At 57.9% G+C, this 20,472-nt stretch carries 19 protein-coding genes; 4 read left to right on the forward strand and 15 right to left on the reverse strand.

Going from position 1 to position 20,472, the window contains the following annotated elements:
* Positions 1-9 precede the first annotated feature (9 nt).
* Both ABIQ96_RS22365 and ABIQ96_RS22370 read right to left on the reverse strand, forming a co-directional pair.
* A complete protein-coding gene (locus ABIQ96_RS22365; RefSeq protein WP_348216870.1) occupies positions 10-1,125 on the reverse strand; it encodes a DUF5009 domain-containing protein in 1,116 nt (371 codons plus the stop codon).
* Positions 1,126-1,131: 6 nt separating this feature from the next.
* The gene (locus ABIQ96_RS22370; RefSeq protein ID WP_348216871.1) at positions 1,132-1,908 is read right to left on the reverse strand and encodes a ThuA domain-containing protein; all 777 of its coding nucleotides are present in this window, start codon (positions 1,906-1,908) and stop codon (positions 1,132-1,134) included.
* A gap of 126 nt (positions 1,909-2,034) precedes the next feature.
* Between ABIQ96_RS22370 and ABIQ96_RS22375 the strand changes: the two genes are divergently transcribed.
* The gene (locus ABIQ96_RS22375; protein WP_348216872.1) at positions 2,035-2,721 is read left to right on the forward strand and encodes a DUF1080 domain-containing protein; all 687 of its coding nucleotides are present in this window, start codon (positions 2,035-2,037) and stop codon (positions 2,719-2,721) included.
* A 50-nt stretch (positions 2,722-2,771) separates the two neighbouring features.
* Here ABIQ96_RS22375 and ABIQ96_RS22380 read toward each other — a convergent pair whose 3' ends face one another.
* Complete coding sequence (locus ABIQ96_RS22380; RefSeq protein ID WP_348216873.1) at positions 2,772-2,966, reverse strand: hypothetical protein; 195 nt, start codon at positions 2,964-2,966, stop codon at positions 2,772-2,774.
* 524 nt (positions 2,967-3,490) lie between these two features.
* Between ABIQ96_RS22380 and ABIQ96_RS22385 the strand changes: the two genes are divergently transcribed.
* Positions 3,491-5,557, forward strand: a complete 2,067-nt coding sequence (locus tag ABIQ96_RS22385) for a CAP domain-containing protein (protein WP_348216874.1) — start codon at positions 3,491-3,493, stop codon at positions 5,555-5,557.
* Here the strand turns inward: ABIQ96_RS22385 and ABIQ96_RS22390 are convergent.
* The 8 genes from ABIQ96_RS22390 to ABIQ96_RS22425 form a co-directional block, all read right to left on the reverse strand.
* Positions 5,554-6,702, reverse strand: a complete 1,149-nt coding sequence (locus ABIQ96_RS22390; RefSeq protein ID WP_348216875.1) for a pyridoxal phosphate-dependent aminotransferase — start codon at positions 6,700-6,702, stop codon at positions 5,554-5,556. The two genes, ABIQ96_RS22385 and ABIQ96_RS22390, sit on opposite strands and share 4 nt — an antisense overlap.
* A gap of 75 nt (positions 6,703-6,777) precedes the next feature.
* The gene (locus ABIQ96_RS22395; RefSeq protein WP_348216876.1) at positions 6,778-7,056 is read right to left on the reverse strand and encodes a hypothetical protein; all 279 of its coding nucleotides are present in this window, start codon (positions 7,054-7,056) and stop codon (positions 6,778-6,780) included.
* A gap of 111 nt (positions 7,057-7,167) precedes the next feature.
* Entirely contained in the window at positions 7,168-7,431 is a 264-nt protein-coding gene (locus ABIQ96_RS22400) for a hypothetical protein (RefSeq protein ID WP_348216877.1), read from the reverse strand.
* Positions 7,432-7,481: 50 nt separating this feature from the next.
* The gene (locus tag ABIQ96_RS22405; RefSeq protein WP_348216878.1) at positions 7,482-8,891 is read right to left on the reverse strand and encodes an AMP-binding protein; all 1,410 of its coding nucleotides are present in this window, start codon (positions 8,889-8,891) and stop codon (positions 7,482-7,484) included.
* A gap of 692 nt (positions 8,892-9,583) precedes the next feature.
* The gene (locus ABIQ96_RS22410) at positions 9,584-10,021 is read right to left on the reverse strand and encodes a hypothetical protein (protein WP_348216879.1); all 438 of its coding nucleotides are present in this window, start codon (positions 10,019-10,021) and stop codon (positions 9,584-9,586) included.
* A gap of 39 nt (positions 10,022-10,060) precedes the next feature.
* Positions 10,061-10,633: a hypothetical protein gene (locus ABIQ96_RS22415; protein ID WP_348216880.1), complete on the reverse strand. Its 573-nt coding sequence runs from the start codon at positions 10,631-10,633 to the stop codon at positions 10,061-10,063.
* Positions 10,634-10,805: 172 nt separating this feature from the next.
* Positions 10,806-11,171, reverse strand: coding sequence for a superinfection immunity protein (locus tag ABIQ96_RS22420; RefSeq protein ID WP_348216881.1), 366 nt, complete (start codon positions 11,169-11,171; stop codon positions 10,806-10,808).
* Between the two features lie 336 nt (positions 11,172-11,507).
* Entirely contained in the window at positions 11,508-12,233 is a 726-nt protein-coding gene (locus tag ABIQ96_RS22425) for a class I SAM-dependent methyltransferase (protein WP_348216882.1), read from the reverse strand.
* Between ABIQ96_RS22425 and ABIQ96_RS22430 the strand changes: the two genes are divergently transcribed.
* On the forward strand, positions 12,232-13,044 hold the full coding sequence (locus ABIQ96_RS22430; RefSeq protein ID WP_348216883.1) for a threonine/serine exporter family protein: 813 nt from the start codon (positions 12,232-12,234) through the stop codon (positions 13,042-13,044). The two genes, ABIQ96_RS22425 and ABIQ96_RS22430, sit on opposite strands and share 2 nt — an antisense overlap.
* Positions 13,041-13,532 carry a threonine/serine exporter family protein gene (locus tag ABIQ96_RS22435; RefSeq protein ID WP_348216884.1) on the forward strand — a complete coding sequence of 164 codons (492 nt, stop codon included), beginning with the start codon at positions 13,041-13,043 and terminating at the stop codon, positions 13,530-13,532. The genes ABIQ96_RS22430 and ABIQ96_RS22435 overlap by 4 nt, the downstream gene beginning before the upstream one ends.
* Here ABIQ96_RS22435 and ABIQ96_RS22440 read toward each other — a convergent pair.
* From ABIQ96_RS22440 to ABIQ96_RS22455, 4 genes are read right to left on the reverse strand one after another with little or no spacing between them, the layout of a single operon-like run.
* Positions 13,516-14,742 (reverse strand): class I SAM-dependent RNA methyltransferase, encoded by a 1,227-nt coding sequence (locus ABIQ96_RS22440; protein ID WP_348216885.1) that lies wholly within the window; start codon positions 14,740-14,742, stop codon positions 13,516-13,518. The genes ABIQ96_RS22435 and ABIQ96_RS22440 overlap by 17 nt on opposite strands.
* Before the next feature lie 46 nt (positions 14,743-14,788).
* A complete protein-coding gene (locus ABIQ96_RS22445; RefSeq protein WP_348216886.1) occupies positions 14,789-15,430 on the reverse strand; it encodes a PEP-CTERM sorting domain-containing protein in 642 nt (213 codons plus the stop codon).
* A 20-nt stretch (positions 15,431-15,450) separates the two neighbouring features.
* Positions 15,451-19,449, reverse strand: coding sequence for a PQQ-dependent sugar dehydrogenase (locus tag ABIQ96_RS22450; protein ID WP_348216887.1), 3,999 nt, complete (start codon positions 19,447-19,449; stop codon positions 15,451-15,453).
* Positions 19,446-20,312, reverse strand: a complete 867-nt coding sequence (locus ABIQ96_RS22455; RefSeq protein ID WP_348216888.1) for a thrombospondin type 3 repeat-containing protein — start codon at positions 20,310-20,312, stop codon at positions 19,446-19,448. Before ABIQ96_RS22455 ends, ABIQ96_RS22450 begins: the two co-directional genes overlap by 4 nt.
* Between the last annotated feature and the right edge of the window lie 160 nt (positions 20,313-20,472).

Raw genomic sequence — 20,472 nt, forward strand, 5'->3', positions numbered from 1 at the left:
TCTTGGGAATCACACCCGCAGGAACCATTGCCTGCGATAGAAGAAATAAAGCACCAGCCACTCCAAAACCAGAACCCCGCAAAGGATGATCAATGGACCGGCATCACCAAAAACACCCGCCACCCGGCCGAACAAAAAGTCCGACATGTCCGGGAATGAAACGAGCTTCGATCCCAGATAAATCGTCAGCGAGTTCATACCGATCACCCGCAGTGGAAAGCTCCACGATTGGAGACGCGCCACATCGATGATCCCGAAGAAGAGCGCGAACAGCAGCGTGGAAATCCCGATCGCAAACAGATTGAATGAAGCCGTCCACAGCGCCTTGACCGGCGGATACCCGAGCTTCCAACAAAGACAGCCGCTCAACACCGCGGCAGCTCCGGTGGCGACCAGAGTGCCGATGAATTTCCACGAATACGCGGATCTATTCTTCAGCGCCGTACCAATCAAAGATCCCGCCATCGTCACCGAAGCGGCTGATAGAATGCACAGCAGGCCTTCCGGATCAAACGTCCCGCCGTGCAGGCGGCCGGGTAAAATCATCCGATCGAGCCAGGTGTTGATCGCACCGGTTTGCGTGAGTACTCCCGCGCCCACGCGGGGAACAGGGACCAATAGCTGCACCACGGCAATTGCTATAAGCCAACCTGCAAGGATCCCCAGCCGAATGCGGGTTCCTTGGACGACGAGCTGCAACGACGCCGCGATGGCCCATGCGATTCCAATCTGTCCAAGCACGCTGGCAAACCTCGGCTCCACCGGCTTTCCGGAAAGCACTCCGTTGTAAATCATACCTAACAAAACGAGCAGCCCACCACGCGTCAGGATTTTCCGCCACAATTTCCACTTCGAATCCCCACGTTCGATCCGCGCGTCCATCGACAGCGGAATGGCCACCCCTGAAAGAAACATGAACAGCGGAAAAATCAGATCGTAGGCATGCAAGCCATCCCACGGCACATGCTCGAACTGTTCTGCCAGCGATTCCAACACGGGCGTTTTCCACCAACGAGCCAGCTCGCGGATCACATCCTCGCCACCCATGATGCAAAGCATGTCGAAGCCGCGCAGGGCATCGAGCGAAAGCAATCGCGGTCTTCGGGCGGAGGTCTCGTCGGACATGATCGATCAATGGTCGGGCTTCGGCAGCGCCTTGATTTCCTCAGGCTTGCAGAACTCGTCGAGATTCTTGAGTTTCCCGGCCCAGGCGATGCCGCGCAGAAGGATCGCTCGGTAGTTCGGCCGTTCGAATGTTCCGTAAAGATGACCGGGAATGGTAACGAAGGCGCGATAACCATCCTTTTCGTAGGTCCACATTTGCGTCTGGATTTTGGGATCGCCGTCGCCGGTGTCGGAGGTGGCGAGGACGTGGACGTCGGGTGACATATCGAGATTGTAATAGATCTCGTCGTCCATCTTGAAATCCGCAGCGCCGGCGGTGATACCGTCCGGACCTGCGGACTTGTTGCTGGCCGTGTAATGAAGTTCCATCGGGCCTTCGCGCCATTTTGTTTTCCCCTGCACCCACGCGCCGCCGATGACGGACTTCCACCAAACGGGATCATTGCTAACAGCGGCAGTGTGGATGACGACGATGCCGCCGCCGCGCTGGGTGAACTTCGTAAGGTTTTCCTTCTGCTCGGGTGTCGCGTTTCCGCCGTCCTGGGCATACATGACGAGCACGTCGGTTTTCGAAAGCTGCATCGCGTCCGGCCAATCCTTCGCGCCGTCGGCCTTCATACCACGCTCGGTTAGAAGAACCTTCCAGTCGTTGAGAAAGCGCTCGTGCTCGTGAGCGTTCGGCCCGTGGGTTTTCACTCCACCGCGGATGAAAACCCGGAGCGGTGCGGCATGCGCGGCAAGCGGGAGAGAAGCAAAGAGCGCGAAAAGGAGCAGACGTTTCATGGGTTGTCGATTGGCGGATTGTTCGCTGCCGCTACGTGGAATGGCCAGCGGGAAATTTCATCGAAGCTTGATGTGATGCCTGAAAAACAAGCTCGTCGGCGGAAGTTTTCACCTTAGGGTTCGGGGATGAAAAAGCTCTTCGTAATTGCCTGGATTTTGGTATTTTCCGCCCGGGCCTGGTCGGCGGAGGATGGATTCGTTTCCATTTTCGACGGGACGCTCAAGGGCTGGGACGGCGATCCGGTTTACTGGAAGGCGGAAAACGGCGTGCTCGTGGGCGAGGTGAGGCCGGATACCCTGCTCAAGCAAAATTCCTTCATCATCTGGCGCGGCGGGGAGACGGGCGATTTCGAACTGAAGCTGGAATACCGCGTTTCCGCCGAGGGTAACAGCGGCATCAACTATCGCAGCATCGAAGTGCCCGGAACGAAATGGGCGCTGCAGGGCTATCAGGATGACATCGACGGCAAGGACCAGTGGAGCGGTCAGAACTACGAGGAACGCGGCAGGACATTTCTCGCTTACCGAGGACAAAGCGTGGTCATCCCTCCAGGAGGGAAACCCGAAGTCTCCCGTGAGCTGGGAGACCGTGCGGAGCTTCAGAAAAAGGTGCTGAAGGAGGATTGGAACCAGGTGCACATCATCGTGAAGGGGAATATCCTCCAACATTTCACCAACGGAGTGCTGATGTCGGAAGTCCGGGATGAGGATCCCGAGAAGCGCATGGCGACCGGATTGTTAGGAGTGCAGGTTCATGTCGGCCCGCCGATGAAGATCGAGTTCAGGAATATCTACCTGAAGCAGCTCAAATGAAAAACCGCCGGACGAACGGCTGCGCGTTTCGTCCGGCGGTGTTGAACCGGTTATTTGCCCAAAGCCTTGTCCACTTTTTCGCCTGCCTTTTCGACAGGACCTTTCGGATCGATGGCGTCGCCCACTTTCTCGACCGCCTTGTCGATGCCTTCGCCTGCTTTCTCAGCGGGGCCTTTCTTCTTGCAGGACACGGCGGAAACGACAAACGGCAACAGGAATAACGACATCAATGTGGTGAATTTCATGGCTTGATAGGTTGGATTGACAATCGCGAACGGAAAATCCTCCGCGATTGTCTGTCAATTTCGCACACAGGACGACAATTGCCACCGGCTTCGAAAAAAACTTCGGCGGCGTTTGATTGTTGTCCAACAGCCTTCCGACTCTCGAACGAATAGTCCCTCATGATGCCGGTTTCTCCTTAGTCACCGGCGCGACTCGTGCAGACAAGTAGAGCCGCAGAAGGATGGTTTTCGACAATCCTCCGACGCGGGTATTTTCGGGAAATTCGTGTAGGAGTGCCGAAATGAGCATAAACAATTTACAGATCACCCTGCAAATTATGCAGGATTTCCCATTTCTCGCGGGGTTTGACTGGGCACCCTGATACTATTTTTCTTTTAATAGTCAGGAGTTTCTAATCAAAAAACAACAATGGCACAAGAGATGCCGCTGACAATGCACTACGCGCTAACAAGTAAAGGCCGTGGCCTCGGAATCGAAAACCGGATTCCGCCTTTCTCCGTGGATACAACAACCCAGCAGCCCGATGTTAAAAAAAGCAAGCCCCAGCCGCATTATCTTCCAGAGTCTTCCACTTGGACTGCTTACCATCGGGATCGGATATGCCGTGACGCCCTATCAATTCGGCAACCCAACCGCCGCCGAGCAATCCTACATCGAGTTAATCAACCGCGCCCGGGCGGCTCCCGCCGCTGAAGGTGCCCGGCTCGCGGCCACCACGGATCCGGATGTGCTCTTTGCTTATTCCTATTTCAGCGTGAATCTGGCGACGATGCAAAGCGAGTTCAATGCGATTCCCGCCGCCCAGCCGCTTGCACCGAATGCCAGCCTAACCACCGCGTCCCGCAGCCACTCTCAGTGGATGTTGGCCAACGCCACACAATCTCATGATGAAACGAACCCTTCGAATGATACTCAAACCCGGATCGAAGCCGCTGGCTACGATTGGTGGTATTATGGCGAAAATATCTCTTTCCAGGTCCAAAGTGTCTGGTACGGCCATGCCGGGTTCGAAGTCGATTGGGGCGTTGGACTAGGTGGCATGCAAAGTGGCCGCGGGCACCGCCAGAGCATCCATTATGCGAATTTTCATGAAATCGGTGTGGGAATCGCCAACGGGACCAACGGTGCTGCCGGCCCGCAACAGGTCACTCAGGATTTCGGCGAGCCTTTCGATGAGCAGACCTTCGGAACCGGAGTCGCTTACTATGATTTGAACAGCAACAATTTCTACGACATCGGCGAAGGAATAGCCGGTCTAACAACCAATATCAGCGGAATCGCGGATTTTTGCACCACCGCGATCGGCGGCGGTTGGGCAGTCCCGATTCCCAACACGGCAACCACGCGCACGGTCACGTTCTCGGGCCTCGGTATCAGCCAGACACGTAGTCTGATCGTGCCCGCGTCCACCAACGCAAAAGTCGATCTGAAGCTCACCTACGCGGCTCCGACTATTACCAGCGCAGCACCAACGGCACCGGGAGCCGTCCATACCCTCGCATTCACCGCAGTCGGCGGAGCCTCCGGTTATAAATGGAATCGCTGGATCAGCTCGGCCGCGCCGGCGGAAAACTGCAATGCCCTGACGAACGTGACGGTCGCCACCACCACTGCCTACGCCGTCCTCAACACAAACGTCAAACAGGAGGGAAGCGCATCATTTCATCTGGCCAATCCCGGAGGTGCCGCAGGAAACCAGATCGTCGAACTCAATTCGCTCTTCCACGGGCTGGCATCACCTTCGCTGGCATTTCAAAGCCGCCTGAGAACCTCCACGGCGTCCGAGCATCACAAGGTCCAGGTCAAGGAGGAGGGTTCCACCATTTGGCAGGACGTAAGCAATCAGGACGGCGGCACCGCAGAGACCTCCTTTTCAGCCAAGACGGTTTCTCTAACCTCCATGGCGGGCAAGGAGTTTCGTGTCCGTTTCTTACTCAACTTCACGAGTGGCAGCACCTATGCGAATACCGGGGACACCTTCGGTTGGTTCATCGACGCCATTTCCTTCACCAATATCACGGCACTTTCCAGCAACGTATCTCAAACCCTTTCGGGCACCAGCGGCACCTTCACTCCAACGGCCGGAAGCTATCTGATGTCGGTAGCTCCTGTTATTTCCGGAATCGAGTTTCCCAACACCGATCAGATATTCACCATTTCCGCACCAGCCCCGACTTTCGCGACGTGGGCATCCTCTTTCGAATCCGCCAACGGCCTAACTGCTGGCACGATCGCCAACAATCCGAACGCCGATCAAGACAAGGACGGTCGCACGAACCTCGTCGAATATGCATTCGGAACCTCGCCTGTCAGCGGAAATGAAGCGGCTCCCCGCATGCCAACTCTCCAGGCAAGTGCCAGCCATTGCGTCGTCCGCTACATCCGCGACACCACGCTGGCAGATCTCACGCTGGTCCCGGTGGCGAGCTCCGATTTCGCCACATGGAAATCCCCAGGTCAGCCGGGTGCTCCTGCGGGCTTCACGGATTCAATCGTCTCGACGGCGGGGAATTTAGAAACACGCGAGGCGAAAATCCCGCTCGGTTCCGGAGGCCGTTGGTTCCTCCGCGTGCAGGTCAACAAGCCCTAACGGAGTTTGAGCAGCCGTTCGCCCGCCGCTTGGAGCGTGCTCGCGTTTTTCGCGAAGTGGAAGCGGATCAAATGATTCACCGGTTCGCGGAAAAAGCTGGAACCCGCGACTCCGGCGACTCCGATGTCGCGGATCAACCATTCGGACGCTTCGGTGTCGGTGGCGAAACCGAGCGAGGAAATATCCAGCATGACATAGTAAGCACCCTGAGGCTCGGTGAACGGCAGGCCGGTCTGGCGCAGGAGTCCGAGGAACAAATCCCGCTTTTCCGTGTAGAGATCGCGGAGTCCGGCGTAGTAGCTATCCGGCAGCTCCAGTCCGGCGATGGCGGCTTCCTGCAACGGAGCCGCCGCACCTACCGTTAGGAAATCATGAACCTTCCGTGCCTGCGCGATGACCTTGGGCGCGGCCTGGACATAACCTAACCGCCAACCGGTGATCGAATACGTTTTCGAAAGTGAATTGCAGGTGATGGTCCGCTCGAACGCCCCGGGCAGCGCGGCGAAATACACGTGTTCGTGCGGAGCGAAAACGATGTGCTCGTAAGGCTCGTCGGTGATGACGAAGGCATCATGTTCCTCGGCCAGCCGGAGGATTTCCATCAGCTCCTCGCGAGTGAAGACCTTGCCGGTCGGATTCGAAGGATTGCAAACAACGATGGCTTTCGGCTTTTGCGCGAATGCTTTCGCGAGTTCATCGGGATCGAACCCGAAGCCGGGCGGCCTCAGCGGCACGTAGATGGGCTCGGCTCCGGAGAGAATCGCATCGGCCGCATAGTTTTCATAAAAGGGCGAAAAGATGATCACCTTGTCGCCCGGATTGCACGCGGTCATCATCGCCACCATCATCGCTTCGGTGCTGCCACAGGTGACGACGAGGTTTTCGTCTGCGTTGATAGGCAGCCCGGTGAAACGCTGGATTTTCCTCGCAAGTGCTTCTCGGAAACGCGGCGCGCCCCAAGTCACCGCGTATTGATGGTGCGGCCCGCGGGTGGCTCTTTCGAGAGCGGCGAGCAATTCTTCCGGTGGATCAAAATCGGGAAATCCCTGAGCGAGATTGATCGCGCCATGTTGATTTGCCAGACGCGTCGTGCCGCGGATGACGGATTCGGTGAATACGGAAAGGCGGCTCGCGGTTTCGGGCATGGTCGTTGAGGGCGTCGCCGCCGAACATGACCAGTCATTTCAGGAATGTCCATTCCCTCGCGCCACCCGCGCCGATCACGGATGGTAACCGCCGCGATAGTATCTCGGACCACCGCCACGATAGTAGCCGCCGCCACCGTAGTAAACCGGCCTGCCGTAGTAATAGTGGTCGTTGTGATTGTTTCCCGCAGCGTAGCCGATGAGTCCGGCGGCAGCCACACCGGCCACGGCAAGTCCGGGATCCACCGATTGCACGGGGTGACCGTTCGCATCGTAGGTGGTCATGCAGCTTGTGAACGAGGCCGCGCAAACGAGGACTCCAACTAAAACGGGGATTCGAAACAGCGATTTCATAATGATGGGGATAAGAACGACTTGGAAAGACCGGATATCAAACCTTCTTTTGGAAAAATTCACAACCGAGAGCGGGACATTGATTCGTTAGATAAAATCACAGGCCCGGAATCAATAGCAGCGGCGATACGGGCGATAGTATCCGCCACCGTAATAGCCCGGGCCGCCGTAGTAATAGTGATCATGATGGTTGTTAGCCGCCGCATAGGCGACGAGCCCCGCGGCTGCGACACCCGCCACGGCCAGTGCGGGATCGACGGTTTGCATCGGACGGCCGTTCACATCGTAAGTCGTCATGCAGCTCACGCTGGAGCAAACGCCGGCGAGCAATAAGGAAAACGACGCGACGCGCATCAACCGAAAGTGGCTTTTCATGTCTGGAGAGACGTGCCGCGACTTTGGATATTCAGAAAAATTTCACCCTCTCAAATCCGCCGGATCTTGCCACTCGCGGTCATCGGGAGTTGCTCCACGAATTTCACCCGTACCGGCACCTTGTAAATCGAAAGAATTTCACGGCACCACTCGATCAACTCCCGTGCGGCCAGCGATTCGCCACCTTGCAAAATCACCTCCGCGGTGGGCACCGTGCCCAGCACCGCATGGGGCACTCCGATGACCCGGCATCGCCGCACCGACGGATGACGCTCGATCACCGATTCCACTTCCTCGGGAAAAACCTTCATGCCGCTCACGTTCAGGACGCTCTTTTTCCGCCCGCGCAAATAGACCCGGCCCGCCGCATCGGTCACCGCCAGATCGCCCGTCGCAAACCAACCGTCCACGCAGATTTCATCGATCGTCTGCCATGGGAAAAGGTAGGCATCGAACATCCCCGGCCCTTTGATCCACAGCTCGCCGACACAGCCGACCGCCACGGGAAGACCTTCCTCGTTGCGCAGTTCCACGTCGAACGCGGGCAGCGGCCGACCCACCGCCGTGGGTGAATCCCCTGCCCCGCCGGTATTCATCAGCGGCAAGCCGATCTCGATGATCCCGAGACCCTGCACCAGAGGTTTGCCAAATCGTTTTCTGAAACCATTTGCGATTTCAGCCGTCAAGGGAGCCGCCGTCGTCACCGCCAGCCGCAGATCCGGCCAGGCGTATCCGCCCTGATCCGCTGCCAGCAGCGAGTGGTGAAATGGCGCGCCGTAAATCACCGTCGCCCGCGTCGCCCGCGCCGTTTCCAAAACCTGCTCCGCCAAATGGGAGCTGCCGATCACCGTGCAGGCGCCGTGGTAGAGATAAAGCACGATCGAAACCGCGAAATGATGCGCCATCGGCAGCATCCACAGCACCCGGTCGCCCGGGCCGATTTCCAGCGCCGCGTTCGCCGCGACGATCCGTTCGCGGAGTTTCGCATGGCTCAACACCACTCCCTTGCTCGCCCCCGTCGTCCCGGAGCTGAACCGGATGAACGCCGGATCCAGCGCGGAAAACTCCGCTTCGTTTTCCAACTCCGGCGTCTCCAAACACACCCACTCCGCACCGCTTGGCCGCCCGATGATCATCCCGCAAAGCGCCGTCTTGGTGACGATTTCCCGCCGCTCCACCTCGGTCAGCTCTTCCGCCAACGGTACCAGACAACCTCCCGCCTTTAAAATTCCCAGAGCCAAAACGATGTAATCCACCCCGTTTCCACACGCCAATCCCACCCGCGACACTCCGTCCCGGCGGAAGCCTTTGCAGCGGTCCAGCCACGCCGCCGCCGCCGACACCCGCTCCAGCAATTCGCCGAAGGTCAATGTCACGCCATCCGCCACCAGCGCCGGCCGATCCGCCGAAGCCCGCAGGAAGATTTGATCCACGATGTTCACGTCGCCATCTTCATACATGAAGAACCCCTCCGGGACAAGATTTTCGAAATCGAGTGGCAACGCCCGCCCCCCATTGACTCACGTCATCATCGCCGTCATGCGCAAGCGGCTCCACCCCATCTACGGAATTCTCAAATCCGGCATGTCCCAACCCAGACAATCGCGGCTTCGCCGGAACTTGAAACCAACTCGCCACCCACAAATCACTCCAGCCCTTTCAACGCAGCATCTTATTCTCTTCCTCTTTTGTTCTTAATCAGCATCGTAAGAAAAGATCCAAATACAAGAAATCCAGAAGCAACCATCCAATAGCCCGTGCCGATAAGGACATTCGGATCGGAAAAGGCCGCGAGAAGGATCCAAGGAGTCATGCAGCAGAAACTCAGGATTCCGAGAACAACGAAGAATCTACTCGAAGGGAGCAAGTCAAAATATGTTTTGGGTCGTGTCAGTAGAATCAAGACAGGTGGCAAGAAAAGGACCAGCGACGGGATGAGGCAAAAGATTAGCCCAAAAAATAGAAATGTACCGAAGCCGCCGAGAGCTAACGGAATCCACGCAAGAAATAGCGTCAGGAGGCATGTGCCTGCTACGAAGAGGGAACGGCTCATTTTCTAGCAAACGTCGAGTTCTCCTACGCCTGACCGGGGGCGAGGCTTGAACTCGGGGTTGAAGGTTTAGCGGTCATGGCGGCTGGAACTGGAGGCGGATCAGGTGTTAGGGCTGACGTCTTGTTCGGCGTTCTGGGTTGTCTCGCTTCGAACCGCTATCCGAGAAACCGACACTGTAGAAGCGCGGGCATCGCGGCCAGCCTGCTCGAATATCGGCTTTTCAAATCCCCGCAGATGATCAACTAAATCCCGCGCGACTTGGACATCCAAATGGCTGGGAAGGATTCGAAGTCGTCCCCTAAAATGCTGCAAACCATAGTGTAGTGCCGCGATCAATAGATCGTGTGAGTTCTCTGAGCCTTCGAACAGCTTCACTTCCGTATAGCTACTACCGTCATCAGCGGGCTTTGACCCTACCCCCGCGATCAACCCTTCGGAATTCAGGAACAGCTTGGTGTCGAAACCGAAGTCTCGCGACCCATCGGTAAACTTAAAACTGTCCACTGCTGCTAATAGTTGAATTTTCCTACTGAGCATGATTCTTTATTCTTGGCAACGTTTGAGGTCTGATACCCGCTACCGGGGACGCCCCTCCGTCTCAGGTTTCGGGTTCTCGTTACCGTCAGACTTCGACTCGGAGCGGGTAGCGGGGGGGCCAGCGCCGGCTTGTTTTTCATCTGCTAGTTTTTTGGCTGCCCGCATGTTCTCAAACCACGCATTAAGTTCGGGATGGAGCACGACACTGTCTTTGGGAATTACGTAATCAACCCACTCGTCAGAATAATGCTCCGGCATCTCGTCATGGATAACCACAAGGTATTGGATGGAAGTCTGGCGATCGTCCGATTTCTTCCCTCGATATTCCCCAATTCGAGGAATGGCATAAAATCCTTCGAGAAGACTCAAACCGTCAAGATAGGACATCTCGATTCGCTGAGGCTCTATCGAATTCTGACGAAGAAACGCACGATCTCCATTGAGTTCGACTCCAAGATCCCCGGTCGTGTCATTAAACCAAATGTAACGGATCATCGGCTTCTTCAATTCGATGCCCTCAGATACGGAGGTGGTGGCAGAAGCATCCTTCGACCGCCGTTCGCAGCTACAGAGAGACACAAAGGCAATTGCTAGGATTAGTGCAGTGCGCATTTTCTTGCAGGACGTCAAAGCGCACGCACCCCAACCAGCGAGGGGGAGCGTTGAACGCGGGGATAGGATTGAAGTTACGGAAAAACATTGTAACACGGCGGCTGGTAGGGGTTGTCATGAAGCGGCTTGTTGGAGCTGAATAATTAGCATGTCTATGCCCGAGAAACCGAATTTATGGATTCTGTCTTTCTTGTTGTTTAATAGGAGGCGGTGGTTGGGGCGTAGTGTACATGTGCTGAATTATCACCTGAGGTGCCTCCTTTTTGGTGTCAACGAAAGACCAAATTAGTGTTGCTATCCAACCAAGGCCGGTCCAGCCAGCAAAGAGATTAAGTCCAAATATTGACGAAAATCTCGGAGCATTGCGAAAGGCGGCTATATATCCTGGAAGTAAGTAAGCAAATCCACCAAGTCCAACAAAAATAAAAACTAGCGCAATACCTGCGCCTGGTGTGTGCGACTGGCTTTCCATTATGATCGCTGAAAGCAGAAAGGCCGCACCATGCAATATACCCATAATTGTGAGTTTTTGTATCATATGTTTTTTTATTATGCCGAACACTGTGTTGGTTCGGTGCGGGACGATATCGATTCGAGTTAGCCCATGCAAGCCTGCGGAAGTCCCATGTTGGAGGGATTGGAAGTGAATGGGCGGCGGGTTTGTTTCGGTTTCATGGAAGGATCGGATGGGAAAGAGATTCTGGGATGGAGAGCCATCAGATATCGCGGTAGTCGGCGGGGTGGGAGGAATTCCGTCCTGAAGGGGCGCGGAATCAGATGACGGGATCTCCGGCACCGCGTGCCGGGCTTTGATGAATCGTCCGGTAGGGACGGAAGACCGATGCTTTCGTCATCCTATTTCCGGCAATAGGCTTCAAGCGTTCCGAAAAATCGCGAGATGCCGGTCCACGGATTTTCCCGGTGCGTCGGAAAGCGGACGCGAGGCCGGATGCCGGACGTCCCAGAGGATTTCCGCACCGCGGGTCTTGAGGGCGGCTTTCATCAGCTCGTGCTCGCGGTCGAAATAGGAGGTGCAGGTGAGCACACCGCCGGGAGCGAGCGCGGCGAACGCATTTCCCAGCAACCGATCCCACGTCCCGGGGTCGTTCCAATAATTCTGATGCCGGATGAAGATGAAATCGAACGCCGGGAGCTGTTTCATCCGGTCGATCGCGGAGGCGTCGCCACAGCGGAACTCGATGAGGCCATCCGTTAGCTGCCAGCGTTTCGCCGCTTCGGCGATGGTGTGCGCCCGCAGGTCGATGCCGAGGTAGTGTCCGATTTCCGCCGGGGCGAGTGCGGCGGCGAGCGCGCCGGTTTCATCGGCACGACCGCATGCGAGATTGAGCACGGCGAGTTTTCCGGGACGGTGGAATCCGACACCGGTGAGCGCCTCCCGCAGGAGGTCTTGCAGACGGGCCACATCGGAGGCGGTGGCGGAATGTAGGAATGGAAGCCGCTGGATCACGCGACACCGGTTATTCCACGAAACGCCGATCTTCAAGCTCCGCGATCCCGGCGGACTGGTGCTCGTCTTTAAGCAGAACATGCGTTGCAGGATGGCAGCCGGACCACTAGCCTGCCCGCGTGGATGTTTCATGATGTTGATAGAAGACAAAATATCGGATGAGGCTCCCTCGCCGGTCCATAGGGTGGCTGACTTGCTGCTGGACATCGGTTTGGTTCTGCTCGTTTCGGGGGCTCATTGCGGCAGGGTCAGCCGGAATCTCGAACGGGTGGCGAAACACTGGGGCTACCAGATGGAGTTGTTCATGTCGTTCACCGGACTGAGCGTCCACATCTGGCACCGTGAGCATCCCGACCAGCAGATCGACCGCTTCCGGCGTTGTCCCTTGCCCGGGGTCCACTTCGGCATCGTCACCGAGATCAGCCTGCTGACCTGGCGGGTGGTTGAGGAAAACCTGGCAATCGACGAAGTAGAGACGCGCATGGCCGGGATCAGAAAGCTGTCCCACCATCCGAGGTGGCTGACGCTGTCGGGCACCGGCTCCGCCTGCGCGTGTCTCTGCCTGTTGACGGGAGGGAACTGGGTGGATGGCGGCATCACCTTCGTCGCGGCGGTCTGTGGCTTGTTCCTCCGGCAGGAGGTGGTGAAAGCCCGCTTCAATCCGTTGATTTCCTTCATCGTCGCATCCTTCGTGACCACGCTGATCGCTTCGGGCGACGCCATCTATCAAATCGGACAATCGCCGGAAAAGGCGCTGGCGACCTCCGTGCTCTATCTGGTCCCCGGAGTGCCGTTGATCAATTGCATCATCGATTTGATCGAAGGCCACCTTCCCACCGCCATCGCCCGCGGGGTCTTCGGCGGGTTGATCCTGCTCTGCATCGCGGTGGGGATGGCGCTGGCGATTTTGTTAATCGGTGTCCATCATTTCCGTCCCCAATGAACGTCCTCCTGCTGATCCTCCGTGATCTCTGCCTCGCGTCCGTCGTGGCCGTCGGCTTCGCGATTCTCTTCAACACTCCGCGGCGGGTTCTCTACGTGGCCGGCGTGCTGGGAGGACTGGGTCACGGCATCCGGTTCGTGCTGCTGCAGCAGGACGTGGGGCTGGTGACCGCGACGCTGGCCGGGGCGGTATGCATCGGCCTGGCAGGGATCATCTGCGCCCACCGGGTGCACGTGCCACCGGTGGTTTTTACGATGCCGGCGTGCATCACGATGATTCCGGGGCTGTATGCCTATCGGGCGATGCTGGGCTGCATCCGAATCACCGACTTGGAGGTGGCGACGAAAAATCCGCGCCTGCTGCCGGAGACCGCACATTATTTCGTGCTCACCGCGTCGCTGTTGTTTGTCCTGGGAATAGGGATCTGCAGCGGCACTTTGTTTTTCCGTAAAAACAGCGTGAAATCGCTTTTCAAGAGGACGCTTTGAGCAATGTCATCACGCACTCCAGATGGCGGGTGTGCGGGAAGAGATCGAACGGCTGGACGTCGGCGAGCTGATAGCCGCCTTCGCTGAGCTGCTTGAGATCGCGGACCTGCGTGGCCGGATCGCAGGAAATATAGACGACACGCGACGGGCCGAATTTCACAAGCTGGTCGATGAACTCCGGCGTGCAGCCCTTGCGCGGCGGGTCGATGACCACCGCGGTCTCGGCGGCGGGAAAGCTGATGGAGTCGAAGATGGCCTCGGCGGATGCGGTGAGGAATTTCGCGTTCGAGATCTTGTTAGCCGCCGCGTTCTTCCGCGCCCATTCGCAGGACGTTTCGGAAACCTCGACTCCGGCGACCTGTTCGAAATCCCTTGCCAGCGTTAGAGAGAACAATCCGGAGCCGCAGTAGGCGTCGACGAGGAATTTTGCGCCGCCCGCCGCCGCCTGTTTCGAAACATAGCCGGTGAAGGCGGGCAGGATGAAGGGATTGTTCTGGAAGAAATCCCCAGCGAGAAACTGGAATTTCAAATCACCGACATGTTCGGTGGCCACCGCCTTGAAATCGGTTTCCACACGGTCCTCGGTCGCGCGGAGCAGGACGGTGGCTCCGCGTTTGAAGCTGTTAGCGCGTTTGCGCAGACCTTCGCGGATGGCGGGCAGCTCGCGGTTGATGGTGTCCATGGCGATGGGACATTGAGGAACATCGAGGATCCGCGAGCGCGTGCCGTTGGCAAGGAAGCCGATAGGCCCGATCTCACCATTTCTCGGCTGATCGAAATGCGGCGTGATCTTGGACCGGTAGTTCCATGTTTGTTCCGACGAAAGGCAGTCGTTCACCGGATAGATGATGGCGGCCATGTGCTTCATCAGCTCGCCGACCTGACGGGTCTTCCAGGCGAGCTGTTTGTCATACGAAAGGTGCTGATATTGGCAGCCGCCGCACACGCCGAAGAGCGGGCAGCCGGGCTCGATGCGATCGGGCGAGGGCACGAGCACCTCGACGAGGTCGGAGTGGGAGCAATTCTTGTCATTCCGATAGACTCTCGCCCTAACAATTTCTCCCGGCAGCGAAAACGGCACGAAGACCACCCAGCCATCAATCCTGCCGACGCCCGCGCCGAGATTGGTCAGGGCGTCGATCGTGATTTCGATTTCCTGATGATACTCGAACGGCGTGGGGACAAACTTCTTCGGCGGGCGTGGAAACATGGCGGGCGGGAAGAGTGCCCGGTGGAATCGCCGCGGGCAACCGATTTCAACGCCTGCGCCGCCAAGCCAGACCGAATACCGCCGTCGCCGCGAGCAACGCGCTGGAAGTCTCGGGGACCGCGACGTAGCTGAACTGCATGTGATACGAGCCATCACCCGGATTGACCGAACCGGTGATGGCATCCATCGCCACGGCATCACTCACGGAAAACGTGGTAGGCAGGGGCGAGTTCGCATCGGGCCATTTCCACGCCGGTGCGGCGAGGAGAATCCACTGGCTCTCGGGATCCGTGTCCTTCGATGTGAAGCCCCAGATGTAAGCTTGGGCATTCAGCCCGAAAGGAGACGCGTTCGACGACAGGGTGGCCGTTTCAATGACCTGCTGATCGCCTGTGTTATAGTCGGCGCCCTGCAGGACGATCCAATTCGCCACCCAATCCGCCTGACTCGCCGTGCGCGGGTCGAAGCCAGTCGCGAAAGTGCCGAGCTCGAAGCGGATCGTGACACCGTTGTCTGCTACGGCTTGCTCGAAAGTAGTGACGCCATCCGCCATGTAGTTGGTGGCGAAGGCCTCGCTCGCCCAACCGATTTGTGTGCCGGGCGGCTGGCTGAGGTCCTGTCCGAACGCCAGATCCGCAGCCGCGACAAATGCGATGCCGAAGATGCAGAGGGTGCGGAGATTCATCATTTGTCAGTGAGGGAGCAAGCTTACGGCGGCCAAGCTAGCGGAATTCGATAGCCGGGGGAAGCTTGATTTCTCCTGAAAAACGCGGCCTCCACGGGGCTGAAAATTGGCAGATCGTTGTAGTTCGGGCTGCCGGAAATCACCTCGCGCCACTGGTCCGCTTGCGTCGGATGATCGAGAAGGTAAAACACACGGAAGGCCCCGTTTTGATAGAGCTGGAACTGGTCAGCGGCGTTGATGTTGGTGGAGGCCACAAACGCAGAGGACGGATCCAGAGTCCCGCGCTGCCGCGGAGTGAGCGGAATGGGGAAAGGTGAGGAAACGAGGTTCACTCCCGATTGCAGCACCTGGGCAAAAGGATTCGCACGGACCTGGCCGGTTAGAACCAGCCTCGCCGTGGTGACGTTCGCACCGCGTTTTACGAAGACGCCTTCACCCGGAGCGATCGCGCGGGAACCCTGATCCCCGCCGCCGGGAAGGAACGCGCGCCACTGCCAGGTTGGATTTCCCGGTCTCGCATCGAGCAGATAGTAGAGCTGGAATTGACCGGGATTCACGCCGTCGTTGATGAAAAACTGGAGTTGGTCGGCATTCGCGGGATTGGTCGAGCCGTGGAATTTATCCTTCGCGAAAGTCCCGCCCAGAGTGTGATAGGCGCAAACCACGATGCGCGAGCCGGTCAAATCCGGCATGGGAGAGAGCGTTCGGAGTCCGGTGGATTTCAGGAGAATCTGCCCGTTAGCCGCGCTGTCCACTTCGAACCGGTGGCCTGCGTAGGTTCCTGAAATAACTTCGACAAAGCCCTTGAAGCCGGTTCCTAACCGCGGGGTGCCGTAAACCCCGAGCGTCGATCCCGCCGACGAAATCACGCTGGATGAAAATACCGGAGTCTCGCGGAAAGGGATGCCCACTGTCATTGATCCGGCGCCGATGCTGACAGCCCGCCATCCCAGCGGCAGCGACGTCACCGATTCCGCGGAACCCGCCAAGCGGATGCGAAGACGGGCAAATCCGACGTCGGCCGAAAGTCCCGGCCGGCTCTGGAGACTGCTGAATGTTAGAATTCCGGCACCCGCCGTGCCAGCCGGAGCGGTTTGCCAGGTCGTGAGATCCGCGCTGGTTTCCAGCTCGTAAGTGAGGTCCGTGAATCCCGCTGGGCGCTTCACCGTCACCGAGATTTGTCCGCCGTTTTCCGACAGCACGATTGAATCCGCGAGAGGGGAAGCACCGTCACCGGGCAATCCTCCGAGGGCATATTCAAGGAGATCGGGCATGAGGTCGCCATCGCCATTTGATGTCGGTCCGCTGCCGGCACCGGGCGTGTTGGCACGCCACGTCGCGAAATCCGCGGGGATTGATAGATTCACCGTCGCCACATTCGAGGCGGCACCTTGCGGATCGGTCACCTGGTAGGTGAATGAATCGCCAGTCACTCCGGAGCCGTCGTTTTGATAGATCAGCCGCTTTTCAACACCGCTGATGGAAATCGTTCCATGCGAGGGCGGGGTGACGATGGAGACACCGTGAATTCCGAGCGGAGCATTGGCATCTGTATCGTTGGAAAGAACATTCAGCCGGGTCGCGGCGGCATAGGTCACGCTGAAATTGTCATTCGCCGCCACCGGCGCGGAGTTGACGGTGACATTCGCGAACTCGGCGGATGCCATTCCCTGGATCCAATCCGTGAGCATGGCGACCGCCTTGTCGTCCACCACGTTTTTTCCGATCGGCGGCATCTGGTTGGCCCCGACCACCGACATCCGCGAGTGCATGACCGAGAACGGGAAATTGTTAGGTATCACCACGCGATCGGTGGAACCATGCAGCGGGCGGTTGATCAGGCCCTCGATGATGCCCTGGCTGGCGAGCGGGATTTCAAAAGACGCATTGAAATTGGCCGATACGCCGGAAGGCTGGTGGCAATGCGAGCAATTCGCCGCGAGATACGATTTCACCCGCAGATCCAGCGAGGCGTGGGGATTGCGCGGATCCACAGCGGCGGGCACCGTCAGCGGATTCCGGCCACCGAACGAACCGCCGAAGAGGCCGAGGGCGTTCCAGGTTTCCAATTGGTTCGAACGCCGTCCGGTGAGCGGATACGTCATGTCTTTCGCTAGCTGATAGGAACGCACGCCGAGAACGTTGTCCGCGCCCTCGGTGTGGCAGGTCCGGCAGTCCGCGCGACTCGGAAAATCCCATTGTTGTGTCCGGGTTGAGCCGTCCGTCTGCGTGATCGTCAGGTCCCGGGACGCACCTCCCGCCAACAATTCGGCATCGGTTCCGGCATCGTTCCATTTGTAGGTCACTCCATAGTAAACTCCGTCCGCTCCATGGACAAAGAAGCGTGTTTCCAAAGGCTTCGTGATCGACGGATTTCGCTCGTCCACCGGCAGCGCGAAGTGTTTTACCAAAACGGTCCCGACAGGAAACGACCACGCGCCGGTATCAGCATAGGTCACTTGTTCAGAGCCGGTGTTATGCGTTCCGTCGTTCGGCACGGCGATCCACCGCTTCTTCTCCGCACCATCACTCCATAGCGGCGAGTTCACTTCGTAAGGCATCACGCCCGCAGACGGAGCGAGAGTTGCTAGATTGGAGAACGCACCCGTCTGGGAAAGAAATTGCGGTGGATCGGCGATCGGCTGGCCGGCACGCGCGAGTCGATAGATTTTCCCGCTGTCCGTGCCGTTTTCCCCAAGCTCCGTGAAATAGAGTTCCTTGTCAGGACCCTCACAGATGCCAGAGAGACCCTGCTTGTTTCCACCATAGCGATAAACGGAGGTCAGGTAGTCTGCCGTCGCCGCACCCGTCTCGGGGCGGGTCAGAGCGTAAATCGCACGGGTATTGTGATCGCCGAAGATATACTTTCCGGTGAGCGCCCCGGCATGAAGCGACCCGCGGTAGACCACACCGCCGATGACGCAGCCACCCATGCCCCGCGGATAGTCGAAAGTCGGCGGCACCTCGGAGCCGATGAGATTGGCCGGCTTGAGCTTCGGGCCCGGAGCATTTCCCTCCATGTACGGCCACTGGTGATTTCCTCCCTTGCGGGCCACCGTGATTTCCTCGCGGGTGGCCTGCCCGACCTCCGCGATCCAGATCTCACCGGTGGTGCTGTCAAACTGCATCGAGTGCGGGCTTCGCAAACCGATCGTCCAGAACTCTTCCAACACACCACCCGCCGGATCAAGCCACGGATTGTCATCTGGAATCGAGTAGCCCTGAGTGAAGCTGTTAGCCCAGCCATTCGGCATGGGAACCTGAGCCGGCTGGCGGCGGACAGGATGGGAGCGGGAGGGATTCTGATCCACGTCGATGCGGAGAATTCCTGAAAACAACCGGCCGCTGATCGTCTGCGTTACGTCCGAATAATCATCAGATCCTCCTTCATCTCCGACCGCAAGATGAAGGAATCTGTCGGGACCGAAAAACATCTGACCTCCCGCGTGCCAATTGTCCCCGTCGAACTGCTGAATCATCACCAGTTCGGAGTTCGGATCCGCTGTCTGTTGGCCGTCGGGAATCGTGAACCGGGAAAGCCTCAGATAGGACGGAGTGGCTTCCGCATAGTTGGAACCCAAGTTCGGTGAATATTGATAGAAGACATAGAAATAGCCGCGGTTGGGATTTCCAGCGACTCCGAAATCCGGATGAAACGCAATGGAGAGCATCCCGGTGTCCCACCTGCCCCATGTGTGCGCCCGGAGGTCCAGCACTTGGACTTTTTCCGCACTGGTTGCGGTTTCGGAAAACGGGATGCGCCAGACCTCGCCATCCCGGCAAACCACATACACACGGGAGGAACTCGTCGGATCCTTCACCATCCGAACCGGATCAACGAAGGTTAGATTTGGAAACGCCTCGACCACCGCCCAAGTGCCGCTGGGGCCTGGCGTGGTGGCGGGAAACGCGCCATTCAAAAACGGAGCCATTGCTTGGAGCGCGTCCAGACCCGGCGTCGCCATCAGATTCGCACCACACGCGAGCCAGCTAACAACCAACAGCGAAAACAAATGCTTCATGGCTGGCTGTCCTGGAGTTTGATGCGGAAAAACGAAGACTTCGCTGCGGGATCGCGGGGAACGCGGACTTCGATCAGGTCCGGCCGGTCCTGAATGGTTTCCGGATCCGTCGCGGACCAACTGACGAGGTTCGCACTGGTTTCAACGGCAAAGCCGGAAGCTGCGTAGGGATTTCTCTGGAGGGTCAGCGTCGTGCCATTACCAGCAGTGCGGATTTCCGGGCAGATTCTTGATGATCCGTCGTTGGGATTGCTGCCGAGGAAATATTCGAGCCGGTTGCTCAGGCCATCGCCATCCGGATCGGCATCGGGATTTCTATCGGAAGCCGGATTGGGAAAATATCCGGCGAGCCACTGATCAAGCAACACCGGCACCGGCACGACCCGGGCGCTAGTTAGATGAAAGCCATTCGCACCTATTTCACCGAGAACGGGAGATGCCGGAGCGCCCGTTGTCCAAGTGATCGCCGGGCTGCCCACGGCGGACAATGCGGGCCATTTCCACTCGGGCCGCGTCAGCAGCAGCCACTCGGGGCCTTTCGTCAGATCATTGCCGTTTTTCGCCCAGAAATAGACCTGCGAATCCACACCAGCAGGCAACGCTTGGGAAAGATCGACGACGCCTGCGAATCGCGCTTCCTGCGCATCAAATTCCGCAACATCCAGCTTGCTCCATTTTTCATTCCACTGATCACGGTTCTCGAATGTCGGGACAAATCCTTTTTCAAATACCCCGAGCTCCATCGAAAAATCCGAAGTCCACGGCCGACTGTGGCTGTCCGCGTTTTCCACAAATCCCTCACTACCCCAGTAAGCCAAGCCAGCCTCGGCGGGAACCGTTCCGAGAAAAACAACGAATGCCATCGCAGCACGGCTGATGGGAGTTGATTTACGAAAAAGGGAGAATCTCCTGATCCAACAGGAAATAAAATCCTTCTCCGCCGGGGGGACGAGGAGGGCAAACATGGCTGGGGGGACAGACTTCTTGGGATCCTTATGGTCAAAAATCGCCCCGGTAGCAAGG

This window comes from Luteolibacter sp. (assembly GCF_039920825.1).
In the GTDB taxonomy this organism is placed as follows: domain Bacteria; phylum Verrucomicrobiota; class Verrucomicrobiia; order Verrucomicrobiales; family Akkermansiaceae; genus Luteolibacter.

Excerpts from the sequence above, each read along its gene's own strand:
- ABIQ96_RS22365 (WP_348216870.1), bottom strand. The coding sequence starts at position 1,125 with ATGTCCGACGAGACCTCCGCCCGAAGACCGCGATTGCTTTCGCTCGAT.
- ABIQ96_RS22370 (WP_348216871.1), bottom strand. The coding sequence starts at position 1,908 with ATGAAACGTCTGCTCCTTTTCGCGCTCTTTGCTTCTCTCCCGCTTGCC.
- ABIQ96_RS22375 (WP_348216872.1), top strand. The coding sequence starts at position 2,035 with ATGAAAAAGCTCTTCGTAATTGCCTGGATTTTGGTATTTTCCGCCCGG.
- ABIQ96_RS22380 (WP_348216873.1), bottom strand. The coding sequence starts at position 2,966 with ATGAAATTCACCACATTGATGTCGTTATTCCTGTTGCCGTTTGTCGTT.
- ABIQ96_RS22385 (WP_348216874.1), top strand. The coding sequence starts at position 3,491 with ATGTTAAAAAAAGCAAGCCCCAGCCGCATTATCTTCCAGAGTCTTCCA.
- ABIQ96_RS22390 (WP_348216875.1), bottom strand. The coding sequence starts at position 6,702 with ATGCCCGAAACCGCGAGCCGCCTTTCCGTATTCACCGAATCCGTCATC.
- ABIQ96_RS22395 (WP_348216876.1), bottom strand. The coding sequence starts at position 7,056 with ATGAAATCGCTGTTTCGAATCCCCGTTTTAGTTGGAGTCCTCGTTTGC.
- ABIQ96_RS22400 (WP_348216877.1), bottom strand. The coding sequence starts at position 7,431 with ATGAAAAGCCACTTTCGGTTGATGCGCGTCGCGTCGTTTTCCTTATTG.
- ABIQ96_RS22405 (WP_348216878.1), bottom strand. The coding sequence starts at position 8,891 with ATGTATGAAGATGGCGACGTGAACATCGTGGATCAAATCTTCCTGCGG.
- ABIQ96_RS22410 (WP_348216879.1), bottom strand. The coding sequence starts at position 10,021 with ATGCTCAGTAGGAAAATTCAACTATTAGCAGCAGTGGACAGTTTTAAG.
- ABIQ96_RS22415 (WP_348216880.1), bottom strand. The coding sequence starts at position 10,633 with ATGCGCACTGCACTAATCCTAGCAATTGCCTTTGTGTCTCTCTGTAGC.
- ABIQ96_RS22420 (WP_348216881.1), bottom strand. The coding sequence starts at position 11,171 with ATGATACAAAAACTCACAATTATGGGTATATTGCATGGTGCGGCCTTT.
- ABIQ96_RS22430 (WP_348216883.1), top strand. The coding sequence starts at position 12,232 with ATGATGTTGATAGAAGACAAAATATCGGATGAGGCTCCCTCGCCGGTC.
- ABIQ96_RS22425 (WP_348216882.1), bottom strand. The coding sequence starts at position 12,233 with ATGAAACATCCACGCGGGCAGGCTAGTGGTCCGGCTGCCATCCTGCAA.
- ABIQ96_RS22435 (WP_348216884.1), top strand. The coding sequence starts at position 13,041 with ATGAACGTCCTCCTGCTGATCCTCCGTGATCTCTGCCTCGCGTCCGTC.
- ABIQ96_RS22440 (WP_348216885.1), bottom strand. The coding sequence starts at position 14,742 with ATGTTTCCACGCCCGCCGAAGAAGTTTGTCCCCACGCCGTTCGAGTAT.
- ABIQ96_RS22445 (WP_348216886.1), bottom strand. The coding sequence starts at position 15,430 with ATGATGAATCTCCGCACCCTCTGCATCTTCGGCATCGCATTTGTCGCG.
- ABIQ96_RS22450 (WP_348216887.1), bottom strand. The coding sequence starts at position 19,449 with ATGAAGCATTTGTTTTCGCTGTTGGTTGTTAGCTGGCTCGCGTGTGGT.
- ABIQ96_RS22455 (WP_348216888.1), bottom strand. The coding sequence starts at position 20,312 with ATGGCATTCGTTGTTTTTCTCGGAACGGTTCCCGCCGAGGCTGGCTTG.